The 13,505-nt window shown below is 66.9% G+C and carries 16 protein-coding genes; 10 read left to right on the top strand and 6 right to left on the bottom strand.

Annotated elements, in window-relative coordinates; genetic code table 11:
* Positions 1-38: 38 nt before the first annotated feature.
* Positions 39-857, top strand: a complete 819-nt coding sequence (locus tag MUG95_RS11250) for a hypothetical protein (RefSeq protein WP_247007317.1) — start codon at positions 39-41, stop codon at positions 855-857.
* On the opposite strand, the gene MUG95_RS11245 is transcribed toward MUG95_RS11250, so the two are convergent.
* The gene (locus MUG95_RS11245; protein WP_247007315.1) at positions 854-1,603 is read right to left on the bottom strand and encodes an SDR family oxidoreductase; all 750 of its coding nucleotides are present in this window, start codon (positions 1,601-1,603) and stop codon (positions 854-856) included. The two genes, MUG95_RS11250 and MUG95_RS11245, sit on opposite strands and share 4 nt — an antisense overlap.
* Positions 1,604-1,718: 115 nt before the next feature.
* Between MUG95_RS11245 and mfnA the strand changes: the two genes are divergently transcribed.
* The 7 genes from mfnA to MUG95_RS11210 all read left to right on the top strand — a co-directional run bounded on the left by mfnA (position 1,719) and on the right by MUG95_RS11210 (position 8,994).
* A complete protein-coding gene (mfnA, locus tag MUG95_RS11240; RefSeq protein ID WP_247007309.1) occupies positions 1,719-2,771 on the top strand; it encodes a tyrosine decarboxylase MfnA in 1,053 nt (350 codons plus the stop codon).
* 215 nt (positions 2,772-2,986) lie between these two features.
* Positions 2,987-3,583 (top strand): DUF7504 family protein, encoded by a 597-nt coding sequence (locus tag MUG95_RS11235; RefSeq protein WP_247007301.1) that lies wholly within the window; start codon positions 2,987-2,989, stop codon positions 3,581-3,583.
* A 45-nt stretch (positions 3,584-3,628) separates the two neighbouring features.
* A complete protein-coding gene (gene metG, locus MUG95_RS11230) occupies positions 3,629-5,707 on the top strand; it encodes a methionine--tRNA ligase (protein WP_247007299.1) in 2,079 nt (692 codons plus the stop codon).
* A gap of 39 nt (positions 5,708-5,746) precedes the next feature.
* A complete protein-coding gene (locus tag MUG95_RS11225) occupies positions 5,747-6,025 on the top strand; it encodes a DUF7312 domain-containing protein (RefSeq protein WP_247007291.1) in 279 nt (92 codons plus the stop codon).
* A gap of 99 nt (positions 6,026-6,124) precedes the next feature.
* Positions 6,125-6,691 carry an NfeD family protein gene (locus MUG95_RS11220; protein WP_247007289.1) on the top strand — a complete coding sequence of 189 codons (567 nt, stop codon included), beginning with the start codon at positions 6,125-6,127 and terminating at the stop codon, positions 6,689-6,691.
* 500 nt (positions 6,692-7,191) lie between these two features.
* Positions 7,192-8,340 (top strand): SPFH domain-containing protein, encoded by a 1,149-nt coding sequence (locus MUG95_RS11215; RefSeq protein WP_247007287.1) that lies wholly within the window; start codon positions 7,192-7,194, stop codon positions 8,338-8,340.
* A gap of 54 nt (positions 8,341-8,394) precedes the next feature.
* The gene (locus MUG95_RS11210) at positions 8,395-8,994 is read left to right on the top strand and encodes a winged helix-turn-helix transcriptional regulator (RefSeq protein WP_247007285.1); all 600 of its coding nucleotides are present in this window, start codon (positions 8,395-8,397) and stop codon (positions 8,992-8,994) included.
* Positions 8,995-8,998: 4 nt separating this feature from the next.
* Here the strand turns inward: MUG95_RS11210 and MUG95_RS11205 are convergent, their stop codons facing one another.
* The 4 genes from MUG95_RS11205 to MUG95_RS11190 form a co-directional block, all read right to left on the bottom strand.
* On the bottom strand, positions 8,999-9,250 hold the full coding sequence (locus tag MUG95_RS11205) for a DUF7123 family protein (RefSeq protein ID WP_247007276.1): 252 nt from the start codon (positions 9,248-9,250) through the stop codon (positions 8,999-9,001).
* 142 nt (positions 9,251-9,392) lie between these two features.
* Positions 9,393-9,788 carry a TRAM domain-containing protein gene (locus tag MUG95_RS11200; RefSeq protein WP_247007274.1) on the bottom strand — a complete coding sequence of 132 codons (396 nt, stop codon included), beginning with the start codon at positions 9,786-9,788 and terminating at the stop codon, positions 9,393-9,395.
* An 82-nt stretch (positions 9,789-9,870) separates the two neighbouring features.
* A complete protein-coding gene (locus MUG95_RS11195) occupies positions 9,871-10,629 on the bottom strand; it encodes a YkgJ family cysteine cluster protein (protein ID WP_247007271.1) in 759 nt (252 codons plus the stop codon).
* Positions 10,630-10,684: 55 nt separating this feature from the next.
* Positions 10,685-10,912 (bottom strand): DUF7860 family protein, encoded by a 228-nt coding sequence (locus MUG95_RS11190; protein ID WP_247007269.1) that lies wholly within the window; start codon positions 10,910-10,912, stop codon positions 10,685-10,687.
* An 80-nt stretch (positions 10,913-10,992) separates the two neighbouring features.
* Between MUG95_RS11190 and MUG95_RS11185 the strand changes: the two genes are divergently transcribed.
* Entirely contained in the window at positions 10,993-11,241 is a 249-nt protein-coding gene (locus MUG95_RS11185) for a DUF8151 family protein (protein ID WP_247007267.1), read from the top strand.
* A gap of 199 nt (positions 11,242-11,440) precedes the next feature.
* On the top strand, positions 11,441-11,836 hold the full coding sequence (locus MUG95_RS11180; RefSeq protein WP_247007265.1) for a DoxX family protein: 396 nt from the start codon (positions 11,441-11,443) through the stop codon (positions 11,834-11,836).
* A gap of 42 nt (positions 11,837-11,878) precedes the next feature.
* Here MUG95_RS11180 and MUG95_RS11175 read toward each other — a convergent pair whose 3' ends face one another.
* Positions 11,879-13,450 carry a hydantoinase B/oxoprolinase family protein gene (locus MUG95_RS11175; protein ID WP_247007262.1) on the bottom strand — a complete coding sequence of 524 codons (1,572 nt, stop codon included), beginning with the start codon at positions 13,448-13,450 and terminating at the stop codon, positions 11,879-11,881.
* Positions 13,451-13,505 lie beyond the last annotated feature (55 nt).

Genomic DNA, 13,505 nt, shown 5'->3' with positions numbered 1-13,505 from the left:
GACAGGCTTTTTCGGCCGTTTCCCTGTTGGGGACACGAATGGACCGTCGAACGGCCGCGGTTCTCGCGCTCGTCGTCCTGACGGCACTCGCGGGGTGTAACACCGGTGGCTCCGGCGGGACACCGACGCTCACGCCCGTCCCGGTCACCGAACCGGCGGCCGACACCGTCGACAACGTGTCCCTCCCGGCGGGCGTGACCAGTGCGGGGCTGGCCGATTCGGCACTGTTCTGGGCGGGCACCGACCGGGCACTCGCGGAGACGGGGTACGTCGTCGAGGTGTGGATAAACGGAACCGCAACGGGGAACGCGAGCGGTATCGACCCGCCAGCACCGGGACAAGTCCACCGCGTCGCCCGTGTCGAACCGGGCGGCGCGCCGACCTCGCTGTCGGCGTCGCGGCGCGTGGACAGCATCGAGCGAGAGTGGTCACAGTGGGCGAACGACTCGTGGGCAGTCGTTCGCCCGGTCCGGTTCGGAGGTATCGTCGCCCGACCAGTCAGGGCGGAGCGAGTGACGAACCCGGCGGTTACTGAGGATGTTCGCCGTCTCGTCGCACTCGGGGACTACCGGGCGGTGTCGACGCGCCGGACCGAGGGGGCGACGCGGGTCGTCCTCCGAGCGAGCGACGTGAGTCCCGTCAGGCGGGACGGCGTGTTCCGCGACGTGACGGCGTACCGCAGCCGCCTCGTTCTCGACGAACGCGGACGGTTACGCTCCGCGTCCGTGCGGGTAGCCACGGACGGTGGCCTCAGGTACCGACTGTCCTACGACCTCCGGCAGGTCGGGAACGTCAGCGTCGGGCGGCCCGTGTGGGCGCGGGCCGCCATCGAAAACGCCCGAGTGCGTGGGGGCTAACGGCCGCCGAAGAGCTCGAACTTGTCACGGCGCGTGATGTCGAGTTCGTGTATCATCGACGGGGACTGCCGGGCAGCGAAGACGATGGCCCGTGCGACTTCCTCCGGTTCCGTCACCTCGCCGGGGTCGTACTTCTCGGCGTAGGGGGTGCCGTACTCGGCTCCGAACTGACTGCGCACTTCCGAGGGGTTCACGAGCGTGACGGCCACGTCGCCGCCGACCTGTCCCGAGAGGCTCTTGGCGAACCCGCGAACCCACCACTTGCTGGCGGCGTAGACGGGGTTGACCGGGCGCGGATACTCGCCGGCGAAACTGGCGACGAACACGAGCGTCCCCTCGCTGTCTTCGAGGTGCGGGAGGGCGGCCCGAGTCGTGAAGAAACTCCCGTCGACGTTGGTGTGCATCATCGTCCGATACTCGTCGGTGGTCATGTCCGCAACCGCCCCGCCACGGGCCAGCCCCGCGTTGTTCACGAGAACGTCGAGGCCGCCGAACGCCTCCACGGTGGTTTCGACCAGCGCGTCGACGGCGTGTTCGTCCTGTACGTCCGTCGGGACGGCGACGGCCTCGACGCCGTACTCCTCGGTGATGTCGGCCGCGATGGCCTCGAGCGTGTCCGCGCTCCGGGCGGCGAGGACGACGTTCGCCCCGGCCGCGGCCAGTTCGTGTGCCGTCGCACGGCCGATGCCGGCACTCGCACCGGTGACGATGGCACTCTGCCCGTCGAGGGTCGGTAACTCAGACATGAGAGGGCGTTCGGCGTACTGCCAGATAAACCCGATTGCGAGTTCTGGAACAACTGGTTTACTGTTCCACGAAGGGAGCGCAACGGCTAAACCGCTCCCCACACAGAACGTGTGTATGCAGCGGGCCGAACCGCAAGACTTCGACCGCGTGCTCTCCTCGATGTGTACCCAGCCACATCCGGCGGCGCGCGAGGCGGCCGAACGGTTCCTCGCCACGAACCCCGGGGACCCCGGGACGTACGAGACGGTCGCCGAGTTGGAGGACCGGGCGGTCGAACTGCTCGGGACGGTCACCGGCCACCCGAACCCGAACGGCTACGTCACGAGCGGCGGCACCGAGGCCAACATCCAAGCGGCCCGCATCGCCCGCAACCGCGCCGACACGGACACGCCGAACATGGTCGCGCCCGAGAGCGCGCACTTCAGTTTCACCAAGGCCGCGGACCTGCTGGGCGTCGAACTGCGGCGCGCCCCCACCGACGAGGACCACTGTGCGGACGTGGACGCGATGGCCGAACTCGTCGACGGGGACACCGTTCTCGTCGCCGGCGTCGCCGGGTCGACGGAGTACGGGCGCGTCGACCCGATTCCGGCGTTGGTCGACCTCGCACACGACGTGGACGCGCTCTGTCACGTCGACGCGGCGTGGGGCGGGTTCGTCCTCCCGTTCACCGACCACCGCTGGCACTTCGGACACGCCGACATCGACACGATGACCATCGACCCGCACAAGATGGGGCAGGCGGCGGTCCCGGCGGGCGGCTTCCTCACCCGTTCAGAAGACCTACTCGACGAACTCGCGGTGGACACACCCTACCTCGAATCGACCTCGCAGGCGACGCTGACCGGCACCCGGAGCGGTGCGGGCGTCGCCTCCGCCGTGGCCGCGATGGAGGAGTTGTGGCCGGTCGGCTACCGCGAGCAGTACCACACCTCGATGGAGAACGCGGAGTGGTTGGCGGCGGAACTCGCCGCCCGCGGCCACGACGTGGTCGAACCGGACCTACCCATCGTCGCCGCCGACATGACGATGCCGGTCACCGAGGACCTCAGACAGCGCGGGTGGCGCATCTCAAAGACCGGTGCGGGTGAGATGCGCGTGGTGTGTATGCCCCACGTCACTCACTCTATGTTGCGGTCGTTCGTCGCGGACCTCGATTGGTACTGACCGCGAGCAGGGCGGGACTTGCGGCCCCGTCGCCTTTTTCGCCCACGGTTTTGCGGTGAGCGGCGTGCGAACAGCGTGAGCGCGCCCGAACTGGAAAACGGTGGTTGCCGGTCGTTCGTCGCGGACCTCGATTGGTACTGACTGAGTTATTTCCGCCACGTCTGTGGCTGTTCTCACGATTTTAGCGGCGAAAGTTATTCAACGGATGGGGGGAAATGACACGGGTAGAGTTGGGGATGGCAGTTCACACCACACACGAGCAGTTACGGGGGGATTCGCGCGTACTGGTACTTGCACCGGTGCAGGGACACGAAGAGCTGTGTGGGAGTGTCCTGACGAGTGGACAGGCGGCGACGCGGCGCGTCCTGTTGGTCACCGACCGCTGGGCACCGTCGGAAGTCGTCGCCGACTGGCGGCACCACCACGGCACGCTCCCCGCGTCGCTGGCACTGGTCTGTCCGGGGCGACCCGACCCGGACACCGCGGACCTCCCGGCGAGCGTCCACGCGACGGGCGTCCCGGCGGACGACTTGACGGGCGTGAGCCTCGCAGTCTCGCGCTATCTCGACAGGTGGGGGCGGAACGCGTCGGTCGGCGTCTGCGTGGATTCGCTGGAGGGGATGCTCTCGGGACTCTCGCGCGACGAGGAGTTCCGATTGCTCCACACGCTGACCGACCGGTTCCTCGCGGCGGACGCCACCGCACACGTCCACGTCGACCCGGCGCGACGGGACGAGCGGACTGTCGAGTCGCTGCGGTCGCTGTTCGACACCGTGGTCCGACCCGACGGCGAGAACTGGACCGTCGACTAGGCTGAAAGCGAGACTTTTAGGCCCGCATCGCGGATACGGGGACACATGAGTCACGAGGAGTTCCCGACGGACAACCCCGCAGTGGTGACCGTCGGACTGCCATACGCGAACGGCGACCTCCACGTCGGTCACCTTCGCGGCTACGTCACCGGCGACACCGTCGCCCGCTCGCTCCGGCGTGTCGGCCAGCAGACAGCCTTCGTCTGCGGGTCTGACATGCACGGGACGCCCATCGCCGTCAACGCCGCCGAGGCGGGCGTCTCCCCCGAGGAGTTCGCCTTAGAGTACCACGAGGAGTACGCCGCAACCTTCCCGAAGTTCAACGTCGAGTTCGACAACTACGGACACACCCACGACGAGACCAACGTCGAGACGACCCGTGAGTTCGTCCGGTCGTGGATAGACGACGACCACGTCTTCGAGAAGGAGATACAGGTCGCCTACGACCCCGAGGCCGACCAGTGGCTCCCGGACCGCCTCGTCGAGGGAACCTGTCCCTACTGTGGCGAACACGCCCGCGGCGACGAGTGCGACGAAGGGTGTCAACGCCACCTCGAACCCGGCGAAGTCGAAGACCCCGTCTCGACGCTGACGGGCAACGCCGCCGAGTACCGCGAGCGCGACCACAAGTTCCTGCGCCTCTCGGACTTTCAGGAGTACCTGCAGGGCTTCATCGACCGCGTGGAGGGCACCGACAACGCGAAGAACCAGCCCCGCGAGTGGATAGAGGGCGAGTTACAGGACCTCTGCATCACGCGGGACATGGACTGGGGCATCGACTATCCGGGCGAGGGCGGCGACGCCGCCGGAGGCGATGACCTCGTGCTGTACGTCTGGGTCGACGCGCCCATCGAGTACGTTTCCTCGACGAAACAGTACACCGAACGCGTCGGGAGCGAGGAGTACGACTGGGAAGATGTCTGGACAGTCGAGGACGAGAGCGAGTTGACCGGCGACGACACCGGGGAAATCGTCCACGTCATCGGCCGGGACATCATCCAGCACCACGCCGTGTTCTGGCCCGCGATGTTGCGGGGCGCGGGCTACAACGAACCGCGCGCGATTCTCGCCACCGGGTTCGTCGGCATCGACGGGAAGGCACTCTCCACCTCGCGTAACCGGGCGGTGTGGGCCGACGAGTACCTCGACGAGGGGTTCCACCCGGACCTGTTCCGGTACTACATAGTCAACGGGAGCGGCCTCGAAACCGACGTGGACTTCTCGTGGGACCGCTTCGCCGAGCGAGTCAACGGCGAACTCGTCGGCAACCTCGGGAACTTCTGTTACCGGTCGCTCCTCTTTGCCCACCGCAACTACGACGGGACGCCGGACACCGACGTGAGCGCGTCGGTACGCGAACGCATCGAGGAGGCCGTCGAGGCGTTCGAGACCGCACTCAACGACTACCGCATCCGTGACGTTGGTGCGACGGCCATCGAACTCGCCGACTTCGGCAACGAGTACATCCAGCGCAACGAACCGTGGAAACTCGTCGACGACGACCCGGCGGAAGCCGCACAGGTCATCCGCGACTGCGTCCAACTGGCGAAGGCCTGCGCCGTGTTGATGCAACCCGTCATGCCCGAGAAGGCCGCCGACCTCTGGACACAACTGGGCGAGGACGGGTCGGTTCACGCGACGGAGTTGGCCGACGCGCTTGCCGCTCCGCCCGCCGAGTTCGGCGAACCCACCGAGTTGTTCGCGGGCATCGAGGACGAACGCATCGCGGAGCTGAACGCCAAGTTGCAGGAGCGCGTCGAGGAAGCGACCGAGGACGCCGACTTCGAGCCGGAGCCGCTCGCCGACGACCGAATCGGCGTCGAAGACTTCGAGGACCTCGATTTGCGCGTGGGTCGCATCGAGGCGGCCGAGCCGGTCGAGGAGTCGGACAAACTGGCGAGGCTGGAGGTCGACATCGGCGTCGAGCGGCGGCAGGTCGTCGCGGGTATCAAGCAGTTACACGACCTCGACGACCTACCGGGGACGCGGGTCGTCCTGCTCGCGAACATGGAGAAGGCGGAACTGTTCGGCGTCGAGTCGAACGGGATGGTGTTGGCCGCGGGCGAGGAGGCCGACCTGCTGACGACCCACGGGGACGTGCCGCTGGGCTCGAAGATTCGCTGACGCCCGTGGTCTTTTATCGCTGAAGCGACTACCGAAGGTATGGCTGATTCCGAGGACGATGAGTGGCAGTTCACGCTCGACGACCTCGACGACGAGACCACGGACGACCCGGCGGCCGTGGACGACGGGAGCGGTGCGCGCGAGCGGAGTGACGAACACGACGGTGGCGACGGGGAGGACGGTGGCAACGTCGCCGGGTCGCTGACCGTCGAGGACGGCGTCGAACCCGGGCAACCGACGGCCGAGAACGCGTTCTTCGTGGCTCTCGGCTTCGCCTCGACTCTCCTCCTGTTCCTCTCTATCGCGGGCCTCATCTGAGCCGGGACCGCCCGACGCGAACCGCACACGAAGAGACACGTAGGCGCGTGTGGTGGTCGCTCCCGAAGGGTTAACCGCCGGGCACCCCTACTCGCGGGTATGGTCGAGTCCCTGATTACGGACCTCCCGGTGTTGCTCGTGTTCGTGGGGGCGGTGCTGGTCATCGCCGAGGCACTCGCGCCCGGCGCGCACTTCATCGTCCTCGGAGTGGCACTCCTGACCGCGGGCCTCGTCGGGTTGTTCTTGCCGCCCAGTCTCGGGCTGTTCGCACCGCTGGTGTTGGCGGCGTTGGTCCTCGTCTCCGGCGGTATCGCCCTCTACGGGTACCGGCAGTTCGACTTCTACGGCGGCAAGGGTGCCGGGCAGACGAGCGACTCGGACGACCTGCGCGGGAAGACGGGCCGAGTTACCGAGCGCGTCACCCGCAACGAGGGAGAGGTGAAAATCGACGGCGGCGGCTTCAACCCCGTCTACCGCGCTCGAACCGTCAGCGGTGAGATCCCGGAGGGTACCGAGGTACTGGTCATCAACCCCGGCGGCGGCAACGTCCTCACCGTCGAGGCCATCGACGACATCGAGGACGAAATCGACCGCGAACTCGCCCGCGACGCCGCCGACGAGTCCGACCCTGACACCAACACCGAGGCCGACGCGGACACCGCCTGAGCCACCGTTCGCTGCCCGTCCCTTCGCCGCCCGCCTCGTTCGACCGCCCGTATTCGTGAAACGCCCAGTCGTACCGAATACAATGAAATTATCTCAACCCCAGAGCGATTTTTGTTATTGTGTCCAACACTGTAGGGCGATATTAGTTCCCTTATACCCAAATTTTATTACCAAGGCCGGACGTTCGTTGAACTGTAATGTCCATCAGACGGCAGACGTACAGCGCGACGGGTGACCGCCCGCACACGTCGGTTGTGAGCCACCCGCCATCGCGGCGGGCTAGCGTGTGTGGGCACGACGGGCCGGGGGTGGTCGATAGGTAAGCCATTTGGAGCCATACACCGGCTGGCTGTCCACCACAGCATGCGGTTCGTTGTCCACACCCTGCGGAAGATGACTCCACGACACCCTTCCGCGCCGTCCGGCACGGCGTCGCCGTCACCACCACCACGGGACTCCGTACCGAACGCTTTTCACTCGCACGCACCAACCTTGAGACGATGCTCCCCGCACTAGTACCACTGGTTTTAGGCGGAGGGTTCGGACTGCTGTTCCTCCTCCTCCTCGGTATCGCCATCATCGCCGTCTACAGCGCGGTGGAAATCGTCGACGCGACGGAGAAGCGGGCACTGACGGTGTTCGGCGAGTACCGGAAACTGCTCGAACCGGGTATCAACTTCGTCCCACCGTTCGTTTCGCGGACCCACAGGTTCGACATGCGGACGCAGACACTCGACGTGCCGCGCCAAGAGGCGATTACGCGGGACAACTCGCCGGTGACGGCCGACGCGGTCGTCTACATCAAGGTGATGGACGCCAAGAAGGCCTACCTCGAAGTCGAGGACTACAAGCGCGCCGTCTCGAACCTCGCCCAGACCACGCTCCGCGCCGTGCTCGGCGACATGGAACTGGACGACACGCTGAACAAACGCCAGGAGATAAACGCCAAGATACGCAAGGAACTCGACGAACCGACCGACGAGTGGGGTATCCGCGTCGAGTCCGTCGAAGTCCGGGAGGTCAACCCCTCCCAAGACGTCCAGCAGGCGATGGAGCAACAGACCTCCGCCGAGCGTCGCCGCCGTGCGATGATTCTCGAAGCCCAAGGGGAACGCCGCTCCGCCGTCGAGAAGGCCGAGGGTGACAAGCAGTCCAACATCATCCGCGCACAGGGTGAGAAGCAGAGCCAGATTCTCGAAGCCCAAGGTGACGCCATCTCGACCGTCCTCCGCGCGAAATCCGCCGAGTCGATGGGCGAACGCGCCGTCATCGAGAAGGGGATGGAGACGCTGGAAGAGATCGGCAAGGGCGAGTCGACGAAGTTCGTCCTGCCGCAGGAACTGACCTCGCTCGTGGGCCGCTACGGGAAACACCTCACGGGGAGCGACGTCAAGGCCAACGGCGAGTCCGACCTCGACAGCCTCGAGTTCGACCAAGAGACCCGCGAGATGCTCGGCCTCGACAACATCGAGGAGATACTCGGCGAGATCGACAAGTCGGCGGAAGTCGACGTCGAGGAGATGGAACAGGCCGCACAGGCGGTCAAGGCTGGCGAGGACCCCGCCGACATCAGAGACCCCGACGAGGTCATCGAGGAGATGGACGCGGAGATGGACGCGGAGGGCGACGACGGAGCAGACGGCACGTAACGGGCCCGGACCCGCAGGCGAAGCGTTTTAGGCCAGTCTTGCTAACCGATACGTATGACAGACGAGGGCGTTGACGAAGACAAGCGGGCGACACTCCGCCGCTTCGCCGCCCTCGGTGCCGCCGCCCCCTTCTCGGGCTTTACCGGTGAGAGCGACAGCGACGCCCCCGACGCCATCGCCGGCTACGTGTCAGCGACCCCCGGCGCGCACTTCTCGAAGATACGCGACGACCTGCAACTCGGGACCGGCGAGACCCAACACCACCTCCGCCGTCTCGTCGGCGACGGGACGCTGGAGCAACGCGCCGACGGCGACTACCAGCGGTACTTCCCTGCCGGGCAGTTCTCGACGTTCGAGCAGGTCACGCTGGGGTACCTGCGCCGCGACACGCCGCGGGGGATGCTCGTCGCCCTCCTGCGCGACCCGGACCTGACGGCCAGCGAGATAGCCACGCAGTTGGGCGTGTCGGCACCGACAGTCAGTAACTACGCGGCCGACCTCGAAGCCGCAGGCCTGCTCTCGCGGACCGACGGCTACACCGTCCAAGACCCGGAGACGGTCCTCCTCCTGCTGGTTCGCTACGCCGACTCCTTCGACGCCGACGCCGCGACGCTCGCGTCCGTCGCGGACGAACTCGTGCAGTACGACCCCTAGACTCTCAGGCGGTCACTTTCCACGTCGTCGAGGAGGAGTAGCCCCACTTCTCGACCTCGATATCGAACTCGCCCTGCTGGATGGCGGGCATGTTCGTCCCGACTTCCTTGGCGGACATGTCGAGTTCCTCGCCGATGAGCCGTGACTTGAAGTAGGTCTGCTCGTCGGCGTTGTCACGGAGATACACGAGAATCGCGCGCTGTTTGTCCGTGAGTGTCGTCTCGGCTGGCGCGTTCGACGACGCTGTAGCACTCATACTAGTCCGAACGGTAGGACGACCCTTAGCGGGTTTGGTACGGTCGATTAACCGGTCGCTGTCTGGCGGTTTGGTGGTTCAGGAGGCGACGAGAGCGCGCGCGAGTGGCTGTGTCCCGGGGCCGTTGGTACGGTCGGGAAAGCTAGACGCCCTCGTCGATGATTTCGCCGACTGCGAAGTTCGACTTGACCTCCGTGACCTCTATCTTGACGCGCTCGCCGATTTCGGCACCGGGGACGATGATGACGTACCCGCGTTCGACGCGGGCGATGCCGTCGCCCTGCTTGCCGATGTCCTCGATTTCGACGTAGCGTATCTCGCCGGGTTCGACCGGCGGCTGTGGCTCGGTCGACGGCTCTTCCGGTTCGGAAGTCGGTTCGGCGTCGTCCTCGCTCGCGATGAGAGCGACGCGATACGTCTCACCGGGGTCGATAGAGCCAGTGTCGACTTCGCGTTTGGGAATTTCGACAGTGTACGAGTCGCCGTCGCTCGTGACCTCCGCACTGAACAGACACAGGAGTTTCTCAGAGATTTCCAAGGGTGTAGACCTCCACAGACGAATAGGCGGCCTCCGTCATAGAAGTTGCCCGTCGCTTCGGGGGACGGGGCGACTCACGGCGTCACTCGACTGGCGACCCGTCCGGCCGTTTCGCCCCTTCGGAGTCGTGAACGACCACCCCACCCGGCCCGGGGTCGACCGCCTCGTAGTTGTCCCTGACCGCGATGGCTTCCTCCAGTTCCCGCACCGCCCGCGTCTTGAGTGCCGCCGCCAACGCCTCGGCGTCGGCCCGCGAGATGTCCCGCCCCAACCCCTCGCACTCGTGCGCGCGGACCAACCGCTCGCCGTCGGCGGACTCGCCCGCCGGGGTTCCGTCCGTACCCGATACCGTCGGCCCCGCGCTGTCGACGGCCTCGCCCATCGGCTGGCTCGTCCCGCCGAGCGCGACGGAGAAGGGGTACGTACGACAGATGAGCGGCCGGTCCCCGTGGACCGTGCAGGCACCGGTGCCGTCGTCGGCTTCGTCGTAGAACGTGCAGTCCCCGCAGTCGTCGGTCTGGAGTGCCCACTCGAAGGTTTCACCCTCCGGGCCGTCACTGCCGTCGGTCAGTCCGTACGGCATCGGGCGCGCCACGTCCCGGAAGTCGTAGTCGTCGGTCGCCTGTAGTCGGCGAATCTCGTCGGGGAACACCGTCGCCGTGTGCGGTTCGGTGTCTCCCCCAGCCGCGTCGTCGGTCTGTGCCGTATCCTCACCGCACGTCTCGGCTTTACAACAGGCCCCACAGCGCGTACACTCGAACCCGATGGACTCGATGGCGTCGGCGATGACGGCCACGTCCAACTCGCGGGCGCGGGCCAACTCGGATTCGAGGCTCTCCATACGGCGAGTTACTGCCAGCGAGGCAAAAGCCTCGCGTCTCCGTGCAACCGGTCCGTCACTCCGTGAGCGGGAGTACGACGCCGAACAGCATCGGCGAGAAGAAGCCGACGAGGAGGCCAAGCACTTCCAAGTCGAACAGGAGCGTCGCCTCCCACTGCGGCAGGGGACCGGCGACTGCCGGACCGACGAGTCCACCGAGCGCGCCGACGAGGAACAGCGCGAGTCCGACGAAGAACCCGCGTTTCGCCATGGTTGGGTAGTCGATGTTGCCGTATCGTCCCATAGTACGACGGTTTCCGGCCACCATCCTAATCGTTTCGAGTCACCGAAAGTGCTATGCGTTTCTCCGGCCCCAGTCGACGTATGACCGACATCGCGTACGGACCGCTCGGGGAACTGCTCGGTTTCGTCGTCACCGCCGTCGGGTCGGTATTTTTCACCGTCGCCGGACTGCTGGCCGAGCAGGCGGCACTCACGAACCTTCTGGCAGGACAGTCGGTGTTCGGACTGTGGGAGCTCTACATGGGAACACTCGCGCTGGTCGTCGGCGTGTACGTCCTCGGCTACGAGAACGCGTGGCACCAGCTACAGGCACTCCGCCAGTCGGCGTGACGCCTGCCTGTCCGCGACGCTGAACGGAGTCCGTACACTACACCCGCACTGGACGCGCTGCAACCGTGTCACTCGCCGTCTTCTACTCGTCGTCCGCGTCACCGTGCCCGCTACCGCCCGGCGTCTCGAACCCGGACGGGACCGCTCAGTCGGTCAGTCAAGCCCCCAAGTTATGTCGTCTGCGCGAGTAGGTGTGTGTATGCAGGGAGACACGGACGAGGGAGCGACAGGCGAGAGTGACACGCCGGCGCGACTCGGTCGGGTACTGTTCGGCCTCGGGTTGGCACTCCAAGCGACCGAGGACTTCCGGGACATCGAGGAGGCAATCGAGTACGCCGAGTCCGAGGGTGTGCCCTTCCCCGACCTCGCGGCCCCGTTGGCCTCGGGAATGATGTTTGTCAGTGGCCTCTGTCTGGCTCTCTGGCGACTGCCGCGGCTGGCAACCGGCGCGGTGGTGACGTTCCTCGCCGTCGTGACTCCGACGATGCACGACTTCTGGAACGACGAGGACGGGAGCGGCGACCGCCTGGCCTTCTGGGGCAACATGGCGATGCTCGGGGCGGCACTGGCGTACATGAAGAAGGCGTGGGAGTGAGACGGTACCTCGGGTCGGCGGCACGGTAGTCCCCGCCCTCCGCTACTCGGCGTCCGCGTCACCGTGTCCGCCACCGCCCGGTGTCTCGATTCTGACGGTCGTCCCCGCGGACACCTCGCAGGTCGTCTTCGCCGGAACGGGGTCGCCGTCTATCAGGTTCCGGCCAGGCGCGCCGTCCGCACCGCCGGCCAATCCGCGGGGCGCGTGCCGACGACGCTCCGTGAGCAAGGACACGGTGGCGTCAGTAAGCACGCGGAGTTCGCGGACGAGGCCGTCGCCGCCGCGGTACCGACCCGCACCGCCGCTATCCTCGCGGAGCGCGTACTCAGTGACCCGGAGCGGGTAGGCCGCCTCGACGGCCTCGACGGGCGTGTTGAGCGTGTTCGTCATCCCGACCTGAACGCCGGCGAGGCCGTCGCCGGTCGGCCGCGCGCCCGTGCCGCCGCCGATTGTCTCGTAGTACTGGAAGTCGGCGTCGCCGACGACGAGGTTGTTCATCGTCCCCTGCCCGGCCGCGGGGACCCGGTCGGGGGCTGCCTCGGCGAGTGCCGCGAACACCACGTCCGTGACCCGCTGGCTGGTTTCGACGTTCCCCCCGACGACGGCCGCTGGCGGCCGCGGGTTCAGCAACGACCCCTCCGGTGCCCGAACCGTCACCGGGTCGTAACACCCCTGATTCGGCGGGATATCCGGGTCTGTGATACACCGAATCACGTAGTACACCGCGCTTTTCGCCACCGACAGCGGCGCGTTCACGTTGCCCGGGACTTGGTCGGCGGTGCCGGTGAAGTCCACATCCACCGTCGCGCCGTCGACGGTGACGGTCACCGCGACGGGGATGTCCCGGTCGGCCGGGTCCTCGCCCGCCCCCCGCCCGGTGACGCCGTCGCCCTCCAGCACGTCTGTGGCGTGGTACTCCCCGTCCGGGAGGGCACCGAGTTCCGCCTCGACGCGCTCGCGGGAGTAGTCGATGACCGCCGAGAAGGCCGTCAGGAGACGCTCGCCGTGAGCGTCGAGGAGGTCACCGGTTCGGGCCTCGCCACGGTCGTTGGCCGCCCGCTGTGCCCGGAGGTCCGCCCGGCGTTCCGCCGGGTTGCGGACGTTCGCCAACAGGAACGACTCCACGTCCGCGACGACCGACCCGCGCTCGACGAGGCGGACCGGCGGAATCCTGACACCCTCCTGCTGGATATCCCGCGCTCCGGCGGGCATGCTCCCGGGGGTCATCCCACCCACGTCGGCGTGGTGGGCGCGGGAGACGGCGTAGCCGAGAATCTCACCCTCGGGAGCCATCGGCGAGACGAGCGTCACGTCGGGGAGGTGTGTCCCGCCACGGAACGGGTCGTTCAGGACGAACACGTCGCCGGGCTCGGGGTCACAGTCGAGGACGGCGTCGACGGCCGCGGGCATCGCGCCGAGGTGGACCGGGATGTGTTCGGCCTGTGCGACGAGTCGCCCGTCGGCGTCGAACAGTGCCGTCGAGCAGTCCCGCCGCTCGGTGATGTTCGGCGAGTACGCGCCGCGTATCAGCACCTGTCCCATCTCCTCGGCGACGCTCTCCAACTGGGTGCGGAGGATTTCGAGGGAGACAGCATCGATGTCGTGGTCGGTCATCGGTCACCTCGTTCACTGCGTGTGACCGACGGGAGCACGCAGGTCGTTTTGGCCC

This window comes from Halorientalis litorea, from assembly GCF_023028225.1.
Taxonomy (GTDB): domain Archaea; phylum Halobacteriota; class Halobacteria; order Halobacteriales; family Haloarculaceae; genus Halorientalis; species Halorientalis litorea.
This window is presented reverse-complemented; position numbering and strand designations above follow the sequence as displayed.

What these genes read in the sequence shown, in the direction of transcription:
- MUG95_RS11180 (WP_247007265.1), top strand. Translation starts at nt 11,441, where the DNA reads ATGCAGGGAGACACGGACGAGGGAGCGACAGGCGAGAGTGACACGCCG.
- MUG95_RS11225 (WP_247007291.1), top strand. Translation starts at nt 5,747, where the DNA reads ATGGCTGATTCCGAGGACGATGAGTGGCAGTTCACGCTCGACGACCTC.
- metG (WP_247007299.1), top strand. Translation starts at nt 3,629, where the DNA reads ATGAGTCACGAGGAGTTCCCGACGGACAACCCCGCAGTGGTGACCGTC.
- MUG95_RS11195 (WP_247007271.1), bottom strand. Translation starts at nt 10,629, where the DNA reads ATGGAGAGCCTCGAATCCGAGTTGGCCCGCGCCCGCGAGTTGGACGTG.
- MUG95_RS11210 (WP_247007285.1), top strand. Translation starts at nt 8,395, where the DNA reads ATGACAGACGAGGGCGTTGACGAAGACAAGCGGGCGACACTCCGCCGC.
- MUG95_RS11190 (WP_247007269.1), bottom strand. Translation starts at nt 10,912, where the DNA reads ATGGGACGATACGGCAACATCGACTACCCAACCATGGCGAAACGCGGG.
- mfnA (WP_247007309.1), top strand. Translation starts at nt 1,719, where the DNA reads ATGCAGCGGGCCGAACCGCAAGACTTCGACCGCGTGCTCTCCTCGATG.
- MUG95_RS11235 (WP_247007301.1), top strand. Translation starts at nt 2,987, where the DNA reads ATGACACGGGTAGAGTTGGGGATGGCAGTTCACACCACACACGAGCAG.
- MUG95_RS11220 (WP_247007289.1), top strand. Translation starts at nt 6,125, where the DNA reads ATGGTCGAGTCCCTGATTACGGACCTCCCGGTGTTGCTCGTGTTCGTG.
- MUG95_RS11185 (WP_247007267.1), top strand. Translation starts at nt 10,993, where the DNA reads ATGACCGACATCGCGTACGGACCGCTCGGGGAACTGCTCGGTTTCGTC.
- MUG95_RS11175 (WP_247007262.1), bottom strand. Translation starts at nt 13,450, where the DNA reads ATGACCGACCACGACATCGATGCTGTCTCCCTCGAAATCCTCCGCACC.
- MUG95_RS11215 (WP_247007287.1), top strand. Translation starts at nt 7,192, where the DNA reads ATGCTCCCCGCACTAGTACCACTGGTTTTAGGCGGAGGGTTCGGACTG.
- MUG95_RS11205 (WP_247007276.1), bottom strand. Translation starts at nt 9,250, where the DNA reads ATGAGTGCTACAGCGTCGTCGAACGCGCCAGCCGAGACGACACTCACG.
- MUG95_RS11245 (WP_247007315.1), bottom strand. Translation starts at nt 1,603, where the DNA reads ATGTCTGAGTTACCGACCCTCGACGGGCAGAGTGCCATCGTCACCGGT.
- MUG95_RS11250 (WP_247007317.1), top strand. Translation starts at nt 39, where the DNA reads ATGGACCGTCGAACGGCCGCGGTTCTCGCGCTCGTCGTCCTGACGGCA.